General features: G+C 45.2%; 21 protein-coding genes and 1 pseudogene. 5 read left to right on the top strand and 17 right to left on the bottom strand.

Annotation, left to right across the window (positions count from 1 at the left end):
* Positions 1-90: 90 nt before the first annotated feature.
* A complete protein-coding gene (locus tag NLX74_RS02785) occupies positions 91-1,260 on the top strand; it encodes a glycosyltransferase family 4 protein (protein ID WP_254327881.1) in 1,170 nt (389 codons plus the stop codon).
* Between the two features lie 57 nt (positions 1,261-1,317).
* On the opposite strand, the gene NLX74_RS02780 is transcribed toward NLX74_RS02785, so the two are convergent.
* From NLX74_RS02780 to NLX74_RS02755, 6 genes and pseudogenes are all read right to left on the bottom strand, one after another.
* Positions 1,318-1,950, bottom strand: coding sequence for a DUF2238 domain-containing protein (locus tag NLX74_RS02780; protein ID WP_254327880.1), 633 nt, complete (start codon positions 1,948-1,950; stop codon positions 1,318-1,320).
* A gap of 24 nt (positions 1,951-1,974) precedes the next feature.
* The gene (locus NLX74_RS02775) at positions 1,975-2,178 is read right to left on the bottom strand and encodes a YwbE family protein (protein WP_254327879.1); all 204 of its coding nucleotides are present in this window, start codon (positions 2,176-2,178) and stop codon (positions 1,975-1,977) included.
* A gap of 64 nt (positions 2,179-2,242) precedes the next feature.
* Positions 2,243-2,983, bottom strand: a complete 741-nt coding sequence (locus NLX74_RS02770) for a DUF1361 domain-containing protein (protein ID WP_165175775.1) — start codon at positions 2,981-2,983, stop codon at positions 2,243-2,245.
* Between the two features lie 312 nt (positions 2,984-3,295).
* A pseudogene (locus NLX74_RS02765) lies at positions 3,296-3,634 on the bottom strand (sugar phosphate isomerase/epimerase); the annotation flags it as partial.
* 164 nt (positions 3,635-3,798) lie between these two features.
* Positions 3,799-6,351 carry a beta-mannosidase gene (locus NLX74_RS02760; RefSeq protein WP_254327878.1) on the bottom strand — a complete coding sequence of 851 codons (2,553 nt, stop codon included), beginning with the start codon at positions 6,349-6,351 and terminating at the stop codon, positions 3,799-3,801.
* A gap of 205 nt (positions 6,352-6,556) precedes the next feature.
* Complete coding sequence (locus tag NLX74_RS02755) at positions 6,557-7,624, bottom strand: LacI family DNA-binding transcriptional regulator (protein ID WP_254327877.1); 1,068 nt, start codon at positions 7,622-7,624, stop codon at positions 6,557-6,559.
* Between the two features lie 280 nt (positions 7,625-7,904).
* Between NLX74_RS02755 and NLX74_RS02750 the strand changes: the two genes are divergently transcribed.
* On the top strand, positions 7,905-9,596 hold the full coding sequence (locus NLX74_RS02750) for an ABC transporter substrate-binding protein (RefSeq protein ID WP_254327876.1): 1,692 nt from the start codon (positions 7,905-7,907) through the stop codon (positions 9,594-9,596).
* A gap of 72 nt (positions 9,597-9,668) precedes the next feature.
* On the opposite strand, the gene NLX74_RS02745 is transcribed toward NLX74_RS02750, so the two are convergent.
* The 3 genes from NLX74_RS02745 to NLX74_RS02735 are packed head-to-tail and all read right to left on the bottom strand — an operon-like array spanning position 9,669 to position 11,878.
* Complete coding sequence (locus NLX74_RS02745; RefSeq protein WP_254327875.1) at positions 9,669-10,892, bottom strand: MFS transporter; 1,224 nt, start codon at positions 10,890-10,892, stop codon at positions 9,669-9,671.
* Between the two features lie 2 nt (positions 10,893-10,894).
* Positions 10,895-11,455: a GNAT family N-acetyltransferase gene (locus NLX74_RS02740; protein WP_254327874.1), complete on the bottom strand. Its 561-nt coding sequence runs from the start codon at positions 11,453-11,455 to the stop codon at positions 10,895-10,897.
* 60 nt (positions 11,456-11,515) lie between these two features.
* Positions 11,516-11,878, bottom strand: a complete 363-nt coding sequence (locus NLX74_RS02735; protein ID WP_336076919.1) for a DUF2500 domain-containing protein — start codon at positions 11,876-11,878, stop codon at positions 11,516-11,518.
* Between the two features lie 405 nt (positions 11,879-12,283).
* Between NLX74_RS02735 and nrdI the strand changes: the two genes are divergently transcribed.
* From nrdI to nrdF, 3 genes are all read left to right on the top strand, one after another.
* On the top strand, positions 12,284-12,643 hold the full coding sequence (nrdI, locus tag NLX74_RS02730) for a class Ib ribonucleoside-diphosphate reductase assembly flavoprotein NrdI (RefSeq protein ID WP_016819181.1): 360 nt from the start codon (positions 12,284-12,286) through the stop codon (positions 12,641-12,643).
* The gene (nrdE, locus tag NLX74_RS02725; protein ID WP_061828561.1) at positions 12,630-14,714 is read left to right on the top strand and encodes a class 1b ribonucleoside-diphosphate reductase subunit alpha; all 2,085 of its coding nucleotides are present in this window, start codon (positions 12,630-12,632) and stop codon (positions 14,712-14,714) included. The genes nrdI and nrdE overlap by 14 nt, the downstream gene beginning before the upstream one ends.
* A 218-nt stretch (positions 14,715-14,932) precedes the next feature.
* A complete protein-coding gene (gene nrdF / locus NLX74_RS02720; protein ID WP_254327872.1) occupies positions 14,933-15,898 on the top strand; it encodes a class 1b ribonucleoside-diphosphate reductase subunit beta in 966 nt (321 codons plus the stop codon).
* 175 nt (positions 15,899-16,073) lie between these two features.
* Here nrdF and NLX74_RS02715 read toward each other — a convergent pair whose 3' ends face one another.
* The 8 genes from NLX74_RS02715 to NLX74_RS02680 form a co-directional block, all read right to left on the bottom strand.
* Positions 16,074-17,309: an MFS transporter gene (locus NLX74_RS02715; RefSeq protein WP_254327871.1), complete on the bottom strand. Its 1,236-nt coding sequence runs from the start codon at positions 17,307-17,309 to the stop codon at positions 16,074-16,076.
* Between the two features lie 155 nt (positions 17,310-17,464).
* Positions 17,465-17,938, bottom strand: coding sequence for a MarR family transcriptional regulator (locus NLX74_RS02710; RefSeq protein ID WP_235308061.1), 474 nt, complete (start codon positions 17,936-17,938; stop codon positions 17,465-17,467).
* Positions 17,939-18,169: 231 nt separating this feature from the next.
* Positions 18,170-18,595: a VOC family protein gene (locus NLX74_RS02705; protein ID WP_235308060.1), complete on the bottom strand. Its 426-nt coding sequence runs from the start codon at positions 18,593-18,595 to the stop codon at positions 18,170-18,172.
* Between the two features lie 91 nt (positions 18,596-18,686).
* Positions 18,687-19,337 (bottom strand): hypothetical protein, encoded by a 651-nt coding sequence (locus NLX74_RS02700; RefSeq protein WP_254327870.1) that lies wholly within the window; start codon positions 19,335-19,337, stop codon positions 18,687-18,689.
* A gap of 25 nt (positions 19,338-19,362) precedes the next feature.
* Positions 19,363-19,902 carry a GrpB family protein gene (locus tag NLX74_RS02695; RefSeq protein WP_254325889.1) on the bottom strand — a complete coding sequence of 180 codons (540 nt, stop codon included), beginning with the start codon at positions 19,900-19,902 and terminating at the stop codon, positions 19,363-19,365.
* Between the two features lie 90 nt (positions 19,903-19,992).
* A complete protein-coding gene (locus tag NLX74_RS02690) occupies positions 19,993-22,101 on the bottom strand; it encodes a class I SAM-dependent methyltransferase (RefSeq protein ID WP_254325890.1) in 2,109 nt (702 codons plus the stop codon).
* Positions 22,102-22,458: 357 nt separating this feature from the next.
* Entirely contained in the window at positions 22,459-23,430 is a 972-nt protein-coding gene (locus NLX74_RS02685) for a glycoside hydrolase family 43 protein (protein ID WP_254327869.1), read from the bottom strand.
* Between the two features lie 41 nt (positions 23,431-23,471).
* The gene (locus tag NLX74_RS02680) at positions 23,472-24,857 is read right to left on the bottom strand and encodes an arabinan endo-1,5-alpha-L-arabinosidase (RefSeq protein ID WP_254327990.1); all 1,386 of its coding nucleotides are present in this window, start codon (positions 24,855-24,857) and stop codon (positions 23,472-23,474) included.
* Positions 24,858-24,864: the final 7 nt, after the last annotated feature.

Genomic DNA, 24,864 nt, shown 5'->3' with positions numbered 1-24,864 from the left:
AAATCATGACACAATAAAAGCCGGAGCCTCCAAGCGGACTCCCCTGGAACGTCATAGGATAAATGAGAATGGCGGAGGAGGAATGAAGGCATGCTTCGAGTTGCATTATTTACGGACACGTATACGCCTGACGTGAATGGCGCTGCTCTGACCTTGGAACGATGGATTGGCTATCTGGAGACACATGGAGTATCTACGCTCGTCTTCGCACCGGAGGCAGACCATCATCTGCCTTCTGGGCCGGGTGTAGAGCGATTTCGGAGTATTCCCTTTTTGTTGTACCGGGAATGCAGACTTGCGATCCCCAACGCCAAACAGATCAACGAGCGTCTGTCAGCCTTTTCCCCGCATCTGATTCATGTCGCTACTCCATTTAACCTTGGCCTGTATGGAACAAGCTACGCAGCCAAACACCATATTCCACTCGTCGCCTCATATCACACCCATTTTGATAAATACCTCGAATATTACAAGCTTCGCTGGCTTGAACCTGCGTTATGGAAATACATGCTCTGGTTTCACAGACATTGCGAAAGGGTATATGTCCCTTCTCAATCAACCATGGAATTGTTGCGCAATAAAGGAATGGGACAGCTCGAAATCTGGAGTAGAGGCATTGATACTGACCGATTCCAACCAAAGGTGGACCGTAATGCAGTTTGGAAGAAATGGGGCGTTCATGCAGATGCATTTGTTATTTTGTATGTAGGCAGGCTTGCACCGGAAAAGGGGATAGACACATTACTGGATTCCTATCTCCAGTTACCCGATGACGTCCGCGCAGCCTCTGTGCTGGTCATTGCAGGAGGTGGTCCATTGTATAAGGTCAAAACTGCAGCGGATCTAGGGGTGCCGGAGCATGCAGTCCACTGGCTTGGTTTTGTGAAAGGGCCGGAATTAGCTGAACTCTACGCCGCAGCCGACGTATTTCTCTTCCCTTCCACCACTGAAACCTTCGGTAATGTTGTACTGGAGGCTATGGCGAGCGGTACACCTGTGGTCGGTGCCAATGAAGGCGGGGTAAAAGATAATCTAATCCATGGAAATTCAGGGCTATTGTGTCCTGCTGGGGACGCCGCTGCCTTTGCCAAAGCTGTACATCTGTTGTACGAGGATGCCTCACTTCGTGATGCTATGTCCAGAGCTGGTAGAGCCTACAGCCTGGAGCAGACATGGGACCGTATTTTTGAACGGCTACTGGACAGCTACATGGACGCAGCAACCCTACACCTCGACAGCCGTCCCATGACGCGAATGTAGCCTTCAAAAACAGCGAAATTTCAGATAGCATGATAATGGCGGGATAAATAAATTCTGCTAATACCTTAATTGCTTCAGCAGCTTGTTATGTACCCCACTCAACAAAATCACTGCGGTCAAGGCGCCGATGAACGCAAGAAGCATATCCCATTGGGTATCCCATACATCTCCCTGTGTGCCTAAAAAGGCTTCTGCTGCCGTTCCGGTTGCCTTGGCTACAGCAAACTCAATCAGCTCATACACAGCGCTGATCGCAAGACACACACTAACCGTGAGGAAAGTAAGCCAGCTCCCGCTTCCCAAGGCCGTTTTACGCAACAGCACTTCTCTGACAATGAGTGCAGGTACAAAACCTTGTACAAAATGCCCAAGTCGATCATAATAATTGCGCTCCAGTCCGAACGTATCCCGAATCCAGTTGAACAGTGGCATTTCGGCATAGGTATAATGTCCACCGACAATCAGGATCAATGCGTGCAGCCAGATTAGGGTGTATACCAGATTGGTAAACCGAAATCTACGGTACAAAGCCACCAGCAGCACAGCTCCCAAAACTGCCGGGAGAACTTCCAGTACCCATGTAAAGTAATCCGCCGGGCGAATTAAAGACCAAATGAGGGCAAGCACCAGCAATACAAGTAAAACAAGCGGGTAGCGATCATTTTTAGACCATGCCGTTGCCTGATTCATCTTCATTCCTCCTCAGCCAAAGCTCTATCCTTCGTTCGTTACGATATGTTTGACACGCCCAACCTGTCCGTCTGTCAAACGCACTTTGATTCCATGCGGATGACGCGGGGAATTGGTCAAAATATCTTTCACCGTTCCTCGCGTCAACTTACCAGTAGACTGATCCTTTTTAAGCACAATATCCACCTGAAGACCAGCGCGGATATCGGATCGATTCTGTCCGTTCATTGTAGCTATTCCTCCTTTGATTTTACATTTTTTGATGATATTCAGCCACTCAGCTGCAATCAAATCACCAGCGACGCCATTCGTCCTGGCGGTTGTTCCCCATCCAGACTACGCACATCGTGGATACATAGCTGACGAGCAAAATGACGAATAGCATCCCACTAAACTCCACAAAATGAGTACGTTGCAAGGAGTCTGCCCATATGGAAGATACCTGTGCATACAGTTGAGAGGGCGCAGAAACAATATCCCATGTGTTCCCTCGAAAGAAACGGCCAATGTAAATACCCAAGCTGCTCAACAAGAGTACCGCCAGCATAAACAGCCAACTAACAAGCCCACCACGTGCACGTTGTACCAACTGTCGTACGGATTCGAGCGATACAAAACCCATTGTCAGGCCAAGTACGGCTACCAGCAGCATTCCCAGTACATGATTCCAAAAGTACGGATTGCCCCAGAAACGTTGCTCCCCGAGAAATGGATATCTGGCGAATACATGCAGCAAATCTGTGATCAAGTAGGGTGTATTGGGATAAAAGAAAAGCCATGCCGCCCCCATAACCCAGAGTAAAAATGTCCTCGTTCCCCGCCTCCACGAGCTGTACATTACATCAAGCAGTAACGTCAACAGCATAGGAATCCAGGCCAACATCATATTCCACCAAATAAAAAGATAAGGGCGGCCCCCTGAGGGCAGTCGCACGTTAATGATCCACAATGTACTGATTACGGAGCATAAGGCCAGTGCTAAGAAAACATAGAGTTTTAGTGGATAATTTAACGATCTTAAACGGGCATACATATGTGTCTTTCCCTCCTTGTAACCGTCCTGCCTTCCTGACGTTCCAATTTACACCTGTTCTGGACAGTGTACACCACAATGGCTTCAAGCTCAATGGAAGCGCTCTACCTCTGCATCAATGAACACAAAAAAGCATCTGTTCTCCGGGAATGGACTTCATCCCCGAAAAATAGATGCTTACTGTGTTTTAGACTTCACTCACAGGTAAAGGCGTAGCTCCGGTAGTTTTAATATTCGGGCAGCATGAATTAGCGTAATATCGCTAACGGCTTATAAATTTCGTCACTAACCCCGTCCATTCGCCATCCAGCGTCCGGAATGCACAATTACCGCATTTGCTCCATAATGATGCGCATATTCCACAGATTGCACCAGCAGCTCTATCACACGTTGTCGCTTGCTTTCATCGTCAAACCCGAGCAGAACGGAATTCGTGCCGTAATCCGGATCTGGTGTATGAGGAAATGTATTGTGCACACTCGATATGCCATTGTTCCCCGCTCAATCATAGGTTCAAACGTCGTTAGCATTTCCCGGGTAATGTTATAGTTCAGCTCCACCCTGCTAAAGCCCAACTGACGGATTTCCTCTACAAGTTCTCGGCCGACCGTATGCTTTTTTTATATTCCAACAGTTAGAGGCTAAATAGATAGATTGATTTCTTACAAATGATCTGTTATCACTTAACTCCCAAGTTCTCTTTTGTTATGTATATTAACATTATGAAGACGCTCTACATATCATAAAACAAATTTATATTATAAAAAAAAGCTTATCCATCATCTACTTAAAGACGGATAAGCTTTTACTGTTGTCTAACCTTGTATCCAATTGACCAACGAATGTACTGTCAATGTACCCGGCGCAGCTGTCACAAATGCTGATGAACCGTTGCGCATGGCCAAAAATTCCACTGTCTTCGGAATACCAGGAGCCAGATCCAGATGGTTGTCGCTGAAAATACCTTCCTGCTCTGCCGATAACCACACGTGTCTAGCAAGTACATCCGAACACAGCATGAATCTGCTGCCCCCGCTTCCCTGAATCTCTGTCACTTCAATTTTTGCCTGGGGTAAATCCATCTCTTTCGTGTCTGCAAAATAAATTTCACCAGAGGCCACCTGTTCACCATTCTGCGTTAGACGCGCGACCAGCATATGCTCCGCACGGTTCAGGCCACTCAGCCATTTGTCGATAGGCAGTATATGTACAATTCCTGCACCGCCTGCTGGTTGCTTTACCTTAACGTTCTCTTCATGAATTGCCTGGCTGCTACGAATATGCAAAAGAGTCAGCCGCAGCGTACCTGATATCGGCTCTAGTGTATCGTTGACCAGATGCAGGGCCTTATTCCCCTGTTCTGTATCTGTTGCACTCAACAGCACATCAGCAAAGCCGCGCTTAGCCGTATATTGGAGCGCCTTCCAACGCCCAAAATAGTCCATACTCGACCAGGAGGCAACGGGCCAGCAGTCATTCATTTGCCAGTATAATGTTCCCATGCAATAGGGCTTGTGACGACGATGCGCCTCTATAGCTGCTTTCATTGCTTCTGCCTGTAAAATTTGGCTCATGTGAAGAAAACATGTAAAATCCTTTGGCTCTCGCATGTATCGCTCCATATATTCTTTAATCAGACGATTGCCCGCATCGTTCTTCTGATGTGCCAGCATCACCTCAGATTCCAGCTCCAAATCCTTCTCTTCCGCATAAGTACGAACAGACTTGTATTCAGGAAAGGACTGAAAACCATATTCACTCATAAAACGACCCACATGTACATGATAATTCTCAAACGGCTCAGACGCGTGCCATACACCCCAATAATGAATATCACCTGCAGTTGAAGACCGATGGGCATGCTGGTTCCGATCTCTGGTCAGGTCAATCAGCGGGGAGGAGGGCCAATAGGCTGTCTGCGCAGACCAGGTGTGTACCGCCTCCGGTAGAATCCGATGAAAGAGTGTTTTATAATCATTCCATAGGCGTTCCCGTTGCTCAGGTGTGTAGTCCTTTTTCCAGCCCCAGCCTCCATTCTCTTCATAATGCGCCCATGCAGAATCGATCTCATTGTTGCCGCACCATAAGGCAATGCAGGGATGATGACGCAGCCGCTTAATATTGTCCTCGGCTTCCTGTGCCACATTGTCTATAAAATCCTCATCCCCCGGGTACATACTGCAGGCGAACATAAAATCTTGCCACACGAGCAAACCGTATTCATCACAAAGCTCATAAAATATGTCTTGTTCATAAATACCGCCACCCCACACCCGCAGCATATTCATATTCGAGGCGGCTGCACTGGCAATTTCATACCGATATCGTTCCATCGTAACTTCAGTGACAAAGCTGTCATTCGGAATATGGTTAGCCCCTTTTGCAAATACAGGAATTCCGTTCAGCTCAAAATAAAAGCTCTCTCCTGCTGCATCCCGTTCACGTACAAGACGGATGGAACGCAGTCCCGTTTTTACTGATTTTTCCGCGATTACAGCTCCTTGTTCTTGCTCCACCAATTCGGCCACAAACGTATATAAATGCGGCTCCCCCAGTCCACGGCACCACCACAGCTTCGGCTTCTTCATCTCCAGCTCCAGCTCGACCGTCTGCTTCCCCTTCAGCAGCCGTACCGGCTTGGACCACACCTTCCCGTCAGCGGAAATACGCAACTCGGCATCTCTAATCTCATCTGCATTTTCGATCTCTACCACTGCCATGAGTTTAGCCCCTACCGAATTCACCTCGTCCTGTCGAATAAACAAGTCTCTCACGATTAGACCGGACCACGCCTCGATCCGGACCTCTCTCCAGATACCGCTCGTCACAAGCCTCGGTCCCCAGTCCCAACCATAGTGGTAGGGAGCCTTACGTGCGAAAACGCTTACCTTTTTGTCGGACAAACCACCGATCTCGGACTGATCATTGGGGGCAGGGAGTCCATAATCTAAGTTTTCCAGCTTGGGTACATCTTCAGCAATCGGAGAACGAAAACTGATTTCCAGCCGATTTTCCCCTTGCTGAACAATTGCCTTCACATCCTGTCTCCATACCCGAAACATATTATTGGCTGACAAGACATATTGGCCATTCACTTTTACATTCGCGTATGTGTCCAGACCTTCCAACACCAACTCTACACATTGACATTGAAGCTGATCTGCATTTATCTCAAAATGGGCTTCATATATCCAATCCTGCTTATCAATCCACTGTACCTCCATCTCGTTCATACCAATAAACGGATCAGGAATTTTGCCATGTCGTAAAAGATCAGTATGCACACAACCCGGCACTTTCGCGCTGAGCCACTCATCACTTTGTGCTTCCCTAAACCTCCAGCCATCCAACCCTATCACATTAACCATCGTTACAAGCCTCCTATAAGCACGATTGGGAACATCTGGATTCGTCAGTAACATAACAAAAATAACATTAAGCTAACAAAATAGTCAATTGTTTTTTAGAACAAATGACAAAATACAAAATAAAAGTCGCCCTCTGCCCCTAAACAGGCTAAAAGCGACCTCCTTCGTCTTCACGGTGTATGGTGTCATAACACGTATCTGGACATTAACTATATGTGATTGTGCTGATGGGACGCTCACGGTCATCATTTTCCCGACGGATCCGGGGTGCATGAACTTCCCGTACGAATAGCTCAGCATGTAGCAACTTTTTCTCGACAGGCGAGTTCGGGTTCGTTATGCGCCATAACAACTGGTCCACTGCACGCATTCCCAGCAATTCCTTATCCACTCTCACCGTGGCATAAATCGGCATTTGTTCATTCGTATCGTCAAACCCGGTCACTCCGCAACGCCTCGGAACGTCAATCCCCTTTTCTTTCAGCACATCCACGACTTGCGCAGCAGTCACATCATTAGCACATACAAAAACCTCAGGCAGTTCGTCCTCGGACAACTTTTCCATTTCCTCAGCAAGCGCTTGCGCTCCCCTGTGAAGAAGAGCTTTAATCTGCCGCAATTCTACTCCGCTCATTTCCAGTGTGGAACGATATGCTTCCCAGCGTTCGTAGAAACTGTGAGCGTCATCAATATGACCCACAAACTGAAAGCGGGTATAGCCCCTACACAGCAAGTCCTTCATTAATTCACTCATGCATGTGCGATTATCTGTAAACACCGTATCACTTAAAAATGCAGAATCCCAATGATCTACCATGACGACCGGAATACCCATCCGATAAATGTTCAGCAACAATGAAGTTGAAATCGTCCCTACCGTGATAATCCCTTTAATCGACTCTGGATTCAGTAAAGAAAACATGTCTTCAGTCGAGGGCTCCGTTAACGTGATCATATCCATACCCTTACGGTTCAGACGCTCGGAAATCCCTTCAAATACAGGCCCCCAGTATCTGGATTCCCTGTTCTGGTACCTAATATTCGGAAATAACACTAGCACGGTACCCGACCATTCTCTGGTATCTGTGTCCCGAGGCTCTACCCCTGTCATTTTGGGATGACTGCGAAAATAGCCCATCTGGGCGGCAAGCTTGACCAGAACCGCCCTTGTCTCTTCACTTACACCGGGTTTGCCTGACAGTGCACGCGAAACAGCGAACTTTGAAACACCCGCCGCATCCGCAATTTCTTGCAACGTTACTTTTCCACGCATCTTCTCACCCAACCCTATTCGGAATCTTTTTCTACCTTAATCTTTCTAATACACGGGTGTACCTATAAACTGGTACCATCGTAGCATACTTTGTTTTAGATCATCAAATGATAGATTTGTACAAATCCACACCCTCCACCAAAATATGTTTGCTTAATAAAAAAACAAACCGCATAACAAGCAATTATAAATTACTTGACGTGAGGTTCTTTATTTCCTACAATTTACTATTGAAAGCACTTACATTGTGTAAATCATACTTATTAAGGGGGATTTGCAAATGTTCAAGAACAGGTCGGTACGACAGAGTTCCATTCTACTCCTGTCTTTGCTGCTGCTCGTTACAACGGGCTGCGCGAATGGAACAGACGGTAAGGCAGAAAAGGAAGATCCTAATGACACCAGTCCCATTACTCTTACTTTCTTTGGCGGTGATTCTAGCTCTAACTGGAACAACATGAAGGATGCTGTCGGGCAGGAAATTATCAAGAAAACGGGTGTTACGCTAAATGCCGAACATGCTGTCAATGGTCGAGGCGAGGAAAAATTTGCTTTAATGGCAGCAAGCGGAGAGTATCCAGATCTCGTGTACCCCAAATCAGACATTGGCAAGTTGGTCGATGCCGGAGCACTCATTGACTTAACCGACCTCATTGACAAATACGGCCCTAACATTAAAAAAGTGTATGGAGACTATTTTAATCGTATTAAATATAGTAGTGAAGATCCAGCCATCTATACGATCCCGACCAATTTGGGTGTGGATCACATCGCGTTTGATGCACAAGCCGGCTTCGAAATTCAGCATCAGGCACTTAAGAAGCTCGGATACCCTAAAATCCGCACCGTTCAAGATTTTGAAAAAGCACTTAAAGATTATGTCGCCAAATACCCTACCACCAATGGCCAGCCAACCATCCCCCTATCACTTGATGCCGAAGACTGGAAAATTCAAATTACAGTGACAAACCCGGCTGTTACTGCTACAGGTGGACCCGACGATGGCGAATATTATATTGATCCTAAAACACACAAAGCCATTCTTCACTACAAGCGCCCAGAAGAACGCGAATATTTCCGTTGGTTGAACCATATGTACAATGAAGGACTGTTGGATAAGGATACTTTTGTGCAAAAAAGTGATCAGTACAAGTCCAAAATCGCCGCAGGCCGTGTCATCGGACTGATTGATCAGGAATGGAACTATCAAGATGCCGAAAATGCGCTCAAGGCAGCAGGTAAGGATGAATTCACTTATGCCCATTTTCCAGTCACTTTAAATGAGAAATACGAGGACCATTCCCTCCAGCCCATTGGCTTCGATACTGCATCCGGGATCGGAATTACAACCTCATGCGAAAATCCGGTGCGAGCTATCAAGTTTCTGGATTTTCTGGCCTCCGACGAAGGACAAATTTTACGTAATTGGGGAATTGAAGGCCAGCATTACAACGTAGAGAACGGCAAACGAGTCATTCCGGCGGATGTGCAACAACGTAAAAACACCGATAACGCTTCTTTTAGCAGAGAGTCAGGAATCGGTTTGTACTGGATATGGGGGCCTCATTATGGCGATAGCGTGAAGGACCCTTCTGGCAACTATTACACAACCAATTATCCGGAAATGATTACCGAAAATTATAGTCAAGCCGAAAAAGAGTCCCTTCAGGCATACAAAGCCCAGACGTGGAAAGACCTGTTTCCGAACGAAAAGGATTTTCCGGTAAAAGAGTGGGGTGCTGCCTACAACATGCCTGTTCCGACCGATACGAATTACAATGTTATTTATCAAAAGTCGCAAGACATTGTACGCAAACGGATTCCTGAGGCTGTACTCGCCAAGCCAGATCAGTTCGACGCTTTGTATGACCGCATGCTCCAAGAGCTGGATCAGGCAGGTGTGCCAAAGGCTGAAGAAATCTATACTGGCCTAATCCAAAATCGGCTGAAACTGTGGTACGGTGAAAAATAAGGTTTGCTTTTTAATAAAATATTATAGGGCTGGCAGACCATGCTGTTCAGCCCTTCTAGATTAACTTTTACATTAAATATTCTGTTTGGTTTCTTTTTCTTTCCAAGAATTACTTTTCCCTGAAACACGATGGACGTAAAACAATAAAATGATTGGAATCAAGGCAATCCCGCCACACATCACCCAAGATATTTGAATAGGTGTTTGATCGGAAGACAAATCCGTAAAATTACGACTGATGATCCCTGTCACGATTAAACCTACGCACATGCCTAATTGTGAAATCGCAGAATCCAGAGATAGTAATGTGGAACGATACTCATTCGTGATTCTTTTGTTGAGAAAAATTTGTTTGGCAACCGGGTACATCCCGCGCCCAATCTCATAGATTAAAAAGGTAAGCAATACAGGATAAAATGTGTTGAACGCACCGGCTAAAATGAGCCAGACCCCTATCATGCCGCAAGCATACACGAGTATATGTACATCACTGTATCGTGCGCCTAGCTTTCGAACTAGATAACTTCCCAAAGTCATACATAGTGAATACCCTGCCTTGATAAACCCCATAATCCAAATTCCTTGTTCGGAAAGGCCAACCAGACGTGGCTGTTGAAATGTATTCCCCGCTGAGTTCGAAAAGCTGATAAATAAACCAATCATAAACACAATCCAGATGGACTTATTTTCAAAACCGATACGGACGCTTTCTCCGATAATCGTTTTAATGCGAGTAGTAGACGTCTTTCGATGAGCAACATTCTCCTCATCCATATAAAAGGAACATAGAAAAATGCATACAATAATAGATAAAATACTGACTGCCCATGGAAGTGAATAGTTATAGGTTGCGAGAAAGGCCCCCAACAGACCACAAATAAATCCCGAAATGTACTGTATACTGTTAGAGGTTGTAAAAAGAACTTCCATGGGCTTATCACTGTTTTCCACAACCCAGGATTCTAACGAACCTGATTGTAAACATATAGCCAGACCCCCAAAGACTTGCGCAAACACAAGTACCCCGATATGATCTGTCCAAACGAACAACACACTGTAGACTAGAAAACAACAAAGTCCCAAAATAACGGAGATTTTTCTTCCATACTTATCTGCAATCGCCCCTGTGGGTATCTCAAACAAAAAAATACTTACAAAAAATACAACCAGTAAGAAGTTCGCACTTTGCAGAGAAAGTCCTTTAGCTAATAGAAATAGGATGAGCGTAGTCCCCGTGATTTCACTCATAAAAAATTGAAGAAAGCTGACGGAGTAAAATAGCTTATGAGGTTGCACTTTCAGGATTCCGTCGCTTGCTCTGCAGCCTCGTATTCACTGCGCAAAATCCCCATCTGAATGATGTCATAGTATTCCCCTTCCCTGAATAGCTTTTCCCGTAGCCGACCTTCTTCCTTGAAGCCGCAGGCCAGATAGCAACGGTGTGCACGTTCATTGAACGCATAGACCTCCAGCTCCAGACGATGCAGATTCAGCGTATGAAATGCAAATTTCTGTAACAGCCGGATCGCTTCCCGTCCGTAACCTTTGCCCAGATCACCGTCACGCCCGATCACAACACCCAGGGTGGCGTGCCGATTCACCCAGTTGATTTTGAATAAATCCAGTTGTCCGATATAGTCCAGTGTGTCTTTATGCGCAATGACAAAACCTTTGATCTCGGGGTTGCCGTCAATCATCATCTGTACAAAGGATTCGCTATTCACCTGTGAATGCGGGTAGATAAACACGTCGCTTAAACCACGTGTGATTTCCGGGTCATTGACCCATTTTCGGATATCTGGTATATCTTCTTGACGGTATTCTCTCAATACAATTCGTTTTCCAATGATATGCGGCATCGTAATCTTCCCTCCAAATTATGTATTTGTTTTGGCAATACTAACTCCCCTCCAACACCTTTATGCTTCCATTACTCTTACAAACTCCAGAAAACGTGTACCTTTATAATGAAGCTCCCCACGATCCCCGATCACAATCATACCAAAATCCGTATCCTTCACCTCCAGCTCCATACGCTCACCCCCGTCAAACTCAAAGGTGATATAATAATATGTCGAAGCTGAAAAATCGCCTGATCCCCCACGCACTCTCGTCCGTTTATCCACAACCTTACATGAACGTTGTACCCGTTCGGCTGCTTGATTGGACAGGCCTGCTCCTATCGTTTTGACAATTCCCATAATGATTACAAAAGCAATGAGTCCAAATACGATAAAAAAGATCATATTAAACGATTGAAATTCCATAAAATCACTTCCCATTCACTTCATCCTTTCTACAGTAAAATGTAAATTTTCCATTCTATTGCCCATTGACAAATCGTACATCTTCACCCTCAAAAACTCCAATACTTTTTTAACATACTTACGAAAAAAAAGTTCTTTCGCTCTTTTCCGCACCCCGCTTGGACTTATACCCGATCTGGGTCCTCTGATCCCCTCTAGACCGATTGACAAAACTATATATAGATATAAAATAGAAAATGTACTCTAAATATAGTGTAAAAAACGTATTTATGCCCGATATCTTGAAGATACAGGTATGAAAATACATGTAAATATAGAGTCAAAATCTTAAATGGCGCAGCCAGCAAGGGATTCCATCTATAATAGATCCCAGGCAATGCGTTTTCTTTTTTCGTTAATTGTTTAAGGAGGTTGCATACCATGCTGATTGCATATGATTCGAAGACCGGCAATGTAAAAAGATTTATAAACAAGCTCAAGCTTCCAGCGGTTCAGATTGAGGAGCAAATGACTATAGAAGAACCTTACGTACTTATTACATATACAACTGGGTTTGGGCAGATACCTGAGAGGGTATCTTCCTTTTTGAAAAAGAATGCTCAAAACCTTGTTGGTGTAGCTGCAAGCGGCAACCGTAACTGGGGTGAGAAATTTGCCAAAAGTGCGGATTTGATTGCCGATCATTATAATGTCCCCGTGATTAGTAAATTTGAATTATCTGGAACGTTCGGAGATGTAGAGCGTTTTAAACAGGAGGTGAGCCGAGTTGCGGCATATTGAATTGAACAACATGTTGATGAAACGCGATACAGACGGCTTTTTCCAATTGGAAAAAGACCAAGAGGCTGTAGCAGAGTTTATGAAGGAAGTTCAGGAACGGAGTTTGAAGTTTGCTGACACAGCCGCTCAAGTGCTGTATATGATTGAGAATGATTATTACGAAAATTTCTATAACAGCTACACGGCTGACGAAATTAATGATATTTTCCATATCACTCATAGCTATAATTTTAAATTTCCTTCCTATATGGCAGCATCCAAGTTTTACACCGACTATGCAATGAAGAGTAACGACCGGAAAGTCTATCTGGAACATTACCCTGACCGGGTTGCTGCTGTCGCGCTGCATTTAGGACGCGGTAACGCCGATACGGCACGCCTGTTGTCCCGCTCGATGATGGAGCAACGCCTCCAGCCAGCTACACCAACCTTCCTGAATGCAGGCAAAAGCCGCCGTGGGGAATTGGTATCCTGCTTCCTGCTCGAAATGGACGACTCCCTGAACTCAATCAACTATGTGCTGAACACCTGCATGCAGTTGTCCAAAATCGGGGGCGGTGTTGCGGTCAACCTGTCGAAACTGCGGGCACGCGGCGAAGCGATTAAAGGCGTAGAAGGCGCAGCAAAAGGCATTATGCCTGTGCTGAAGCTGATGGAAGACGGCTTCTCCTATGCGGATCAAATGGGGCAACGTAAAGGCTCTGGGGCAGCCTATTACAACATTTTCGGATGGGACGTGCTTGAGTTCCTGGATAGCAAAAAGATCAATGCTGACGAAAGAGTACGTCTCAAGACACTTTCTATTGGATTGCTGGTGCCAAACCGCTTTTACAAGCTGGCTCAAGATAACGAACCGCTGCATGTATTTGCTCCTTACAGTGTGTTCAAAGCCTATGGAACGCATCTGGACGACATGGATTTGGATGAAATGTACGACACGTTACTCGCTGACGATCGGGTGAAGAAAAAAATAGCGATGAGCGCACGTGACATGCTGACGAAAATTGCCATGATTCAGTTGGAGTCTGGTTATCCATATATCATGAACAAAAGTAACGCGAACCAGGCACATGCTCTTAAAAACGTGGGTCAAGTCAAGATGTCGAACCTATGCACGGAAATCTTCCAGTTGCAGGAAACTTCAGAAATTACAGATTACGGCCAACAGGATACCATCCGCCGGGACGTGAGCTGTAATCTAGCTTCTCTGAACATTGTAAATGTGATGGAACATGGCAAAATCCGCGAATCCGTTCACGAGGGTATGATTGCTCTCACCTCGGTCAGCGATATGACCCAAGTCGCTAATGCACCGGGTGTTGCGAAAGCAAACCGTGAAATGCACTCCGTCGGACTGGGTGTTATGAATCTGCACGGCTATCTTGCCAAGAACAAAATTGCGTATGAAAGCAATGAAGCGAAGGACTTTGTCCGTACCTTCTTCATGACGATGAACTATCATTCCATCGAAAAAAGTATGGAAATCGCGAAAGCAGCTGGACAAAGCTTTTATGGATTTGAGGAATCGGATTATGCGACAGGCGTATATTTTGACCGATACCTGAACACAGATTATCGTCCAACAACTGCACGTGTACAAGAGTTGTTCAAAGACATCTATGTTCCGACTTCAGCGGACTGGGACAAATTAAAAGCAGATGTGATGAAAAATGGTCTGTACCACGCCTATCGTATGGCGATTGCGCCGACTGCTAGCATTTCGTACATTCAAAATGCAACATCCAGCGTCATGCCGATTGTTGAGCAGATTGAAACCCGTACCTATGCCAATTCGACGACCTACTATCCAATGCCTTATTTGCAAAAGGATAACGTGTTCTTCTATAAATCTGCTTATCAAATGGACCAGTTCAAAGTGCTTGATCTGATTGCAGAAATCCAGCCGCACGTGGACCAAGGAATTTCGACCGTGCTTCATGTGAACAGTGACGTGACTACGCGTCAGTTAGCACGTTGCTATCTGTACGCTGCACACAAAGGACTTAAATCGTTATACTACACACGCACCAAAAAGCTGTCTGTGGAAGAGTGCCTTACCTGCTCCATCTAAAGCATAAAGGGTAACAAGCTGTAGTATAAAAATTAGATTTTGAATAGATATAGATGCTTTGCATTAGAAGCTGTATCCAGCGTGTGGTTCAGACCTTTACGGGACTGGACAGACCCTCGCGGATACAGCTTCCGTATGTCAAGCATATGATGATTCGCCTACACTATTTCAATGTGTGTTTCCAGGGAATCTCGCAAGCTGAAGGGAGAATGCTAACAATGACAGGTATAAAAGCTGTAAACTGGAATCGCTCGGACGATGATTTCACACTGATGTTCTGGAACCAGAACATTATGCAATTTTGGACGGATGATGAAATCCCGTTGTCTGACGATAAAATGTCCTGGGTAACCCTCAGTGATATCGAAAAAGAAGCCTACATGAAGGTGCTGGGCGGATTGACGCTACTGGATACCATTCAAGGCGGCGTGGGTATGCCGCAAATTATGGAGCATGTGGACGGACTGCAACGCAAAGCCGTACTAAGCTTTATGGCGATGATGGAACAAATTCATGCCAAGTCGTACAGTAGCATCTTTACAACGCTAGCTTCCACGGAAGAAATTGACGGTGTATTCCGCTGGGTGGAAGAAAATCCACATCTCCAAACCAAGGCAGAAACCATTCGTCAGTATTATATGAATATCCACACACCGAAAGACCTGTATCTCGCGATGGCAGCGTCGGTGCTGTTAGAAAGCTATTTATTTTATAGCGGCTTCTTCTACCCTCTTTATCTGGCGGGCCAGGGCAAGTTGACATGCAGTGGAGAAATTATCGATTTGATCCTACGGGACGAAAGTATTCACGGTGTGTACGTAGGTGTACTGGCACAGGAGATTTATGCAGAATTGGATGAGGAAGAACAACGTGATCTTTACCAGACGCTGGTAGGCTTGTTGCGCTACTTGCACAATAACGAGGAACAATACACCGAGCAAATTTACACTCCTATTGGACTCGTAGACGATGTGAAAGTCTTTTTGCGCTACAACGCCAACAAGGCCATGATGAACTTGGGCTTTGATCCACTGTTTGAAGAAGAGGAAGTTAATCCCATTGTATTCAACGGCATCAGCACTCACACTAAGCAGCATGATTTCTTTTCTAAAAAAGGAAACGGCTATGTGCGGGCGATGAATGTAGAGCCGCTGACAGATGATGATTTTAATTTTGGCGTATAAGTACAAATACGTGAAATTAATTTAGCAAGGTGATACTATGAAGAGCCGTCCGCATGCGGATGGCTCAGACTGTAAAATAATAGGGTTTCAGAACTTGTTCCTAAGTTCTGAAACCCTATTATTTTCTTAAAACTACCTGCTATGCAGGTGGTTCCGGAAAGCTTCGAGCAGTAGTTTACATATTCACATGCGTTCTCTTATATAAAACTGGTATGGCCACTGCTATAAGAATCATACCCATAAAAGCGGGTGCGGCATGACCAAGTGATACATAGATTTGACCTCCAATGATAGGCCCCATCATTCTTGCTAAAGCCTGAATAGATTGACTACCTCCTTGAATCCTTCCTTGTTCACTAGAATCAACAGACTTGGAGAGCATCCCATTGAATGAAGGCCCAAAGACTGAATCACCAAAACCAAATATAAACATTCCAGCGATAAAAAGAGGATAGAATGAGAACAAAGCAGATAGCGCAATAAGACTATAGCCTATAATCTCCGAAACCATTCCAAGAATGGCTATCTGTTTATCACTAAGTTTTCTCAAAAGCTTTGGCATGATGAAACCTTGTGAGATAATGTCTTGGACACCCATAATTGAGAACATAAGTCCGATTAGTGCAGGCTTCCAACTATAAGTATCCATTGTAAATTGTGAAAAAACGGCCTGTAAAGATCCGTTGGGTATCCAAAGTAAGAACGCCGAGATAAGTAGCCTGTTTAAGTTTTTCATGGAAAGCAGGTTTGCAAGCTGTATGAATGGATTAAGTCTTACAAAAGTAATTTCTTTCAGTCTATGTTTCTTGTCAAGGCTCTCAGGCATAAAAAAGAATCCATATATAACATTCACTAAAGTTATAATTGCTCCAAAATACATGGGTACAGAATAACCAAACTTGGCAAGTAACCCGCCTACAGTTGGGCCAATGACGGTACCTACACCTACAACCGCACTCACCCATCCAAAGTATTTAGTTCTCTGTTCTGTAGGAATGATGTCTGCAAAATAGGCGAAGATCGTGCTTATGCTCCCACCTGTTATACCCTCTATTATGCGTCCCGCAAATAGTACCCATAGAGCTCCTCCTATGCCAAAAACCAAGTACCCAATTGCGGAACCCAAAAGGCATACTAAGAGCAATGGACGACGGCCATATTTGTCACTCAGAGCTCCAAGCACGGGGGCCGCAAAAAACACGCAGAAGGCATAAACAGAAGTCAGCAGCGTGACAACGATAGCTTGTTCTCCCGGATTGCTTATATAAGGCTGTACTAAGAAAGGGACGACAGGTGCTATGATACTGAAGCCTATTCCGCAAAGAAACACAGAGATAAGACCGAATATTAAAGCGTGTTTATCTACGGTTTGTTCTGTGTTCTGTTCATTGTGTGATCTAAATTTGAACATTAAATTCTCCCCTCAAAGGCTATGTTTTTATTTCCTTGGAAGCAAAAACATCGTATCACAATTTTGCTTCCTCGGCAACAAAATAATAGCAAAAAAAAGGCAGCCTGTTCTCAATAGAGCCCGGCTGCCTGTGATTTGATTTTCATTATTCAGATTTATTCCGACTTAATATCTATACCCTGTTTCTTTATTTCCGCATCCAAATGCCTATTATACTTTTCCACGAAGCTAAGCATACTATCAAATTGTTCCTCGGTTACCTGTTCAAACACGGCTTTATCTCGCTCTTGAAACTCTTTATGCAAGTCCTCATGGATTTTATAGATTACTTTCCCTTGCTCCGTAAGCCGAAAATAGATTTCTTTCTTGTTATCCGGCTTCTGGTAGCTTTCGATAATGCCTTTTTTTATGAGCTTCTTAGTTATTTTACTTATGGCACCGCTAGTCATATAAAGGGACTCCGCAAGTTTTGTCACGTTGGAATCTACATTTCTTTCAATGTATTCGATGCAATGGACTTCAGAAGACTTATAACCCTTAAGACTGTCTTCCATCTTATCCTTATTAAGCCACACCATCTTGTTATATAAGTCCCTGAACCCCATCATGACCTGTTCTTCTTTGTTCATGGCCTGTCCTCCCACCCGTTGGTGCATTAACAACATAATATAATATATTTTTGTTTCTATTTCAACAAGCGTCTAAGCATTCAGTAAATAAACCTAATCTACTAAACGGCAAGCAGGGTAAAAAAGATATCACTCCCCATGCTGTATGTATATTTATTCTTCAGACGAGGACATACACGCAAAAAAACAGCCAGATCGCTAAAGTAGCGGAATCGAGCCGTTTTCCATTTCTTAAGACCGAGCCTCTGTGAACATTTGAAAGGTGACACCAAACTTGTCTGTTACATTCCCATAAGCTGGACTAAAATGGGTTTCCTGCAAAGGCATTCCCACCTGTCCTCCTTGCTGTAGAGCATCAAACATTTTTTGAGCTTGCTCCACACTATCGGTTGTAATACAGATGCTCACCTGATTCCCACTGCTAAACGGTGATCCGGGAAAGGTATCAGAAAACATGAGCTCTGTCTCACCCACTTTAAGGGTAGCATGTCCCACACGTTCCTTGACCTCTGCGGGAATGGGAAAATCGGGGTTTTCCGGCATTTCCCCAAAGGTTTGAATAAAAAGCAGTTGAGCATCCAATGCCTCTTTATAAAATTCGATTGCTTCTTTTGCATTTCCATCCATCGTGATGTAAGGAATCAAACGTTTGGACATCTTCAACACAGCTCCTTTAATTCGAGGTGATTAACCCAGCATTTCTCCTGTATTATATACAAAACTTGTCAAGAAAAACAAATCTGTATTCTTAGCTTTCATGCACTTGAACGCCAAGCTGCTTTAGCTCCTTTATCGCTTCCGTAACGTTACGCTGTGGATGAAGCGCAGAGATCATCTGGGCAGTGATCGGAACGCCGTTGAAAATCTGGTTTACCACCCCTAGAGAAATCGGCAACTCATAGTAACTTTCAGCCCAATCCTGATATTCCTCCGGTGTAACTATAATTTTCCCCAGCAAAAAGGATGAGCCATCGTCATATCCCTCAGGAAAGTTCGCGTTGCCCATACGCCACTCCTCATCTCCCGCTTCCCTCCACATACAAAAGGTAACGTCCTCTTTCTCCAACGCTTCATCTTCCAAAAGCTCCATCATATCATCAGGCACACCGTCGTACATGCCCGGCCAGACCTCATATTCGTCTCTCGCATGAGGACTTACAGGGGATTCGTGGTCAAAACCCTTCAATAGCATACCTCCACGCGTCCATAGCATATGAATCGTATCTCCAGCGCCGTTGTTCACCTCACCTAGGCACACATCACCAGACCATTCAGACTGCATACGATACGTGCGTAACCAATCTTCTGGAGACAATATAATGTCCAGCGCTGACAGCAGCAGCATTCTGTCTTTTAAGCCATTCGGCGTTACCTGTGCATCAAGCATCATATTCTTCATCATACCTCCACCTTGTCCATGCGTACTAAAATTCCATTTGTCTCTGCTTTTGTCTTTCAAGCTTTGCTTGCTCAACTATCTGCCGAATGAAAGGTCCCTTGGCTTCGGTATACGCTGCACGGTCATGTTTGAATTGATGCGCCAAATCTTTTTTTAAAGTCTCATACGCTCGCAGGCTCTCAGGATGCGCTTTCAAGTAATCTCTGAACAATAAATGGTTTTCCCAATGTTCTCCTTTATACTTGTAAATATGCAAATGATGGGTCCCAGCCCCCCATTCTCCACGGCGAAAGAAAGCTCGCTCTGAAAAATCAGGCTTATGTACATATTCATATTTAATACCTAGTAAACGCTGTCGCTGTTCGGATTGAATAATAGCCAAATCTTCTACTCCAACCATAATGTCGATAATAGCCTTGGCTCCCAGACCAGGAACGGATGTACTGCCAATATGCTCTACGCCGACACATACGTCTCCGAGAGCCTCTACAATTTTCCTTTTCTCTCGCATATACTCTTCAGCCCACTGCGGGTCATACCCGGATATTTCCACCTGCGAGGACATACATGAACACACCTCCACTAGCTTTCTAAAAAATGCCTTCTAATCGTGCTTGGCACACCTCAGAAGGCATTCTCTTGTTCAAATTAAAAATCATTTAGTTGCTTCATCCCTATGATTTGGCTTCTCAATCACGATCAGACAGGTACTGTCTGGCAAAGGAACCGGCTGTCCCTGCTCATCCATGAACTCAACACGACTGGACAGCGCCTCGGCATAGCCCTCCTGCAAATAGTGGCGACTCACCCGGATAATCGCTTGTGAACCAAGTGTGTTACGAATACATTCTTCATACTGTGACGGAGTAAAATAACCAAACTGCTCCTGCACTTCATGCACATAGGCTTCCGCTCCCCATGTATAGGTATATAGGAATTCCATTGCATCATTTACCGGCAAAACAGCCTCATGCTCACCTATACGCTCTATTTCTATGGGACGACCCGCAAAATCCTGCGCATACCGCATCAGCCATTCCATTCCGTCCGGCTCCAAGAATCGAATTCGTCTGCGCTGCTCTACGGGTTCGGTCATAATACCGTCTCGAATGATAATGCGTCCGCCGGGTGCAAGTACACGATAAGCGCTTTGCAAAGCAGCTTCCACTGTTTGTGAGTTGAACCTTTTTCCATCTCGTTCGATGTAGGAATACAGCTCGTGAAGAATCGAAGAGAAGATAACCGTGTCCATACTCCCCGTTTCCACATATTCCTCCAACCGAAGCGCATCTCCTTTGATGACATCCCAACGATGGCGCTCCAATTGCTTTTTACGTTTAAGTGCCTCAATGACATTCACAGAAATATCAAGACCTAATGGCTTCGCATCTGGTCTTTCCTGTTCGATCAGATCCAGCAGCACGCCCCCGCCGGGTCCAATATCCAGTATGCGGGTTCCAGTCACATAATCCAAAATGACCCTTTTGTAATCTACGGTCTGGTTCATATCTGTAAGATACGTTTCCTCATTGTGAAAGCGATCATAAGCATCGCGCCGTAAGCCGAACAGATCAAACAGCAGCAAAACTGCTTTGTCATACAGAGGCGTCTTTTCTGCCTCAATACAAAAGTCGATCAGTTTTTCAGCAGCTGATGAAAATACAAAATTGAAAAATACGGTACTTGGCAGCTCCTCTTTATGCTCTACAGTTACACTCAAATGAGGATTATGCTTCCGTTTTCCCTTTGAAATGTCCTGCCAGGACAGTGAGCTTAAGTATTTTTCTATCATTCGTTTTTTGTATACGTTAATTTTCTTAACACCACGATAGTCATAATACATCGTATTCATAAGCGATTCAAAACTGATATGCCGTACCGTTGCCGGCTGTTCCTGTCCTGTACCATCCCTCAGTGTGAGTAAGAATACCTTGACCAGTTCTTGAAGTGAAAAATCCTGCAAAGCGGATTCTACATACCAAAGTGTCCGATTCTCTAGCGGAGCCAGCGCCTTCTCTACATTCAGCTCCCGCTCCAGCTCGGCGTAAGCCTGCTCAAACGGCTCCCCTGCATGTATCGAAACCGACCGCAATCTCTTCAATCGTTCCTTTACACTCCAGACTACAGGTGCGTTGTCCCATGCAATCCAACCGATTAGCTCCTCCACTTCCCCGCGTACTTGGTCCCATAATGCAGGTTCTACCCCGGCGATAATACATTCGTTCAGAGCCCGTAAAACAAGCTCCAGTTCCTCAGGGCTCAGCCAGCCCTTACGAGTAATTTCAAGCAGCAGTCGATTTTCCGCAAAAGGAATTTCTCCCCGTATATATTGCCCAATCAATCCATGCGTCTCAATCAGAATTCGGGTCATGCTATTGCGCGGGTAAGCAGGGGACTCCGCTTGGGCCTGTCTAACATACAGTTGAGAGGAGCCGATATTATGTACAAATAAATTAATGCCCTCATGCTGCCAACGTAGCCGTTCGCGGACTGTGCCTCCTTTGGCTGTCTCAGACCATACCAAAACATCCTCCAGTAGCTCTTTAACCCAGAATGACAATGGAAGTCCGTCCAAAATAAGCAACGTACGCTCCACGTAATCCAGTACAGGATTGGCATCCTTTAACTCACCTATGGATCGAATGCGTTCCAAATTTACAATACGCTCCTCAGCCGAAACAAGCAGCTTTAGCCAAGTCGGTGTATCCCAGGCCAGATCATTTTCTTTCCTGTAATTAGCAATGGCTTTTAACGATTGCAGCATTTTTCTCACCTCGTGTAATTCGGATTCGGTATGCACAGGAGACTTTGGATAGGATATTTGGATAAAACCTTGTATATAGTACACTTTACCATACATTTGTAGCTTCCATCTCGTGGAAAATATTAAACATTTGTATCAATTAATCGCTTGACATATTCTAGGCTTCACATAACCTGATTTAAAGTTCCCATAGTTTCCGAGACGTCTCTCCCTCCCAAAAGCAAAAAGATACCTTCCAGCCTAAGGCCGAAGATATCTCATTGATATTGTTAGACGCAGCAAAATCATTTCTCTGCGATGTTTTATAAAGTTATAGCGTCGCTATGTGACGCGTCAATCGTCTAGCATATATTCTGCTTAGTTATTAACGGAGACGCCATCTGGCACTGGAATACCAAAATTAGGTGTTCCATCTTCCTTCCAGTTGAACGGCTGAACACGTGTATGACGATTCGGGTCATACAGCGGGTCGCCTGTAATTTCCTTGTAATTCCGGGCGTGATATACGATTACATCGCTACCGTCAGCAGCAACCGTAAAACTGTTATGACCTGGCCCGAATTGTCCTGTTTCCTCATTGGTGCAGAATACCGGCTCAGGTGATTTCGTCCATGATTTCGGATCAAGTAAATCCGCATTCTCATCTGCTGTCAACAGGCCCATGCAATAATTGTGGTCTGTGGCGCTAGCTGAATAACTGATAAAGATCCGCCCGTTCCGTTTCAGAACCGCTGCTCCTTCATTCACCTTAAAACCGATGATTTCCCAATCATATTCAGGAGTGGAGATCATGACCTGCTCACCGCGCAGCGTCCATGGATTGCTCATTTCAGAAATATACAGATTGGAATTACCGACGATGTCAGGGTCCTTCTGAGCCCACACATAATACAAAACCCCATTATGCTGGAAGGTTGTCGCATCGAGAGCGAACGTCTCCCAACGGGTTTTGATCTGTCCTTTTTCCACCCATTCCCCTTCCAGAGGATTAGCTGAATCATTTTCCAGCACGAACATCCGGTGGTCGAACAGGCCTTCCTTCGTTTCCGTTGTACGAGCTGCTGCAAAATAAATGTACCATTTGTCGTTAATATAATGAATTTCAGGTGCCCAAATGTTCGCACTTAACGGGCCCGTTTCATATTTGTGCCACACTGCGACAGGCTCTGCTGTACTCAAGCCTTGAATAGTACTTGCTCGTCGAACCTCAATGCGGTCATACTCTGGCACAGATCCGGTGAAATAATAGTATCCGTCACTATGCTTGTAAATCCAAGGGTCTGCCCGTTGCTCAATGACCGGATTATTAATGGGTACAGATTGATTCATGGTTATTCTCTCCTCTATGTGTAGTATGTAGTTCAAACAAATTAATCGCTGATACGTTTTCCCCAAATGGAAATTCCTTTTTCATTCATACCCGTGAAAATTAAAGTATGGCGACCAAGCTCCCAGTCCCATGAAGGAAGCAATAACAATTCTTCCTTTGTTCCTGCGGATGTATTACTCCAATCCATTGTTAGAGTACGCTTGCCATCAAAACTCCAGTGACCTTCAAGAGAATCGCTGGTTGCCCGCCCTCCATCTTCCAGACGGAGCGGTTCAGCTTCCACCTGGCCGTCTACTTCCTGCCTGATCACGATGCGCTCCCAGTTGCCGGATAATAGCCTTTTGGGTATATCCTGCTCCTTTTCGCCCGCATAGCGCTCCGGAGAGACGACCGGCCAGCCCTCTGCCGTCCACAATATTTTGCGTACATGCAGGTACGGCCAGCTCTTGTCCGTTTCTCCCCGCGCATGATGTACAATATAATAATCCGCACCGTCCTTCAGGACAGAATTGTGACCTGGCGCAACCCAGCCTTCTCCTTCGCTGAACCGATAACCGCCCAATACCTTGTTTCCAATCTCGTATTGAGGCAAATAGCTGGTATCTGCCATATCATGTCCATTCATGTCCACATAAGGGCCTGTGATCGAATCTGAACGGGCAACACGAACATTGTAGTCCTCAAACAAAGAATCATACGAGACGAACAAGTAGTATTTACGGAACATTGGATTGTACACAATGTAAGGCCCTTCTACAGCACCGTCCTCAGTTGCCCGATCTCTGGCAGCGATATTTTTACCATAGCCAGATTCTTTGAGCTTTCCAGTCTGGGGATCAAGCGGTGTAATATAGATACCGCCGAAAAAAGAGCCGTATACCATCCATGGATTTCCCTCTGCATCCAGCACCGGATTGGCATCAATCGCATTCAGCTTGTCATGCTCTCCTGTTTTAACGACCAGCCCCTCATCCTTCCAAGGGCCTTCCGGGGAGCTGGATGTCTGCAATCCAATCGCAGACCGTGTGCTGCCAAAGGTAGAAGCGGAGTAATACATCCGATAGGTATCACCCACCTTGATGATGTCCGGTGCCCACAGATTGGTTGCCGATGACCACGCCTCTGCTTCCTTTGGAATGCCGGGGAGTGCATACTGAACCCAGTTCCAGTGAATCAGATCAGTCGATTTGCGTACCATGACACCAGGTCTCAATTCTCCACCTGTCTTTACATCCGTTGAGTAGACATAATAGCCTTGATCTGTTTTTATAATCGCCGGGTCATGTGCATTGTTAATGGTCCAGCGCTGTTCATCATTAATCGTACTCTGATCATACAAGTGATCGGGAGGCGGAGCCTGCGGATACACAGGGTCCGGAGTGTTATCCCCACAGCCGGATAGACCCAGCATGAGCAGCATAACCATAACTGTT

The organism is Paenibacillus sp. MZ03-122A (genome assembly GCF_024213325.1).
In the GTDB taxonomy this organism is placed as follows: domain Bacteria; phylum Bacillota; class Bacilli; order Paenibacillales; family Paenibacillaceae; genus Paenibacillus; species Paenibacillus polymyxa_B.
This window is presented reverse-complemented; position numbering and strand designations above follow the sequence as displayed.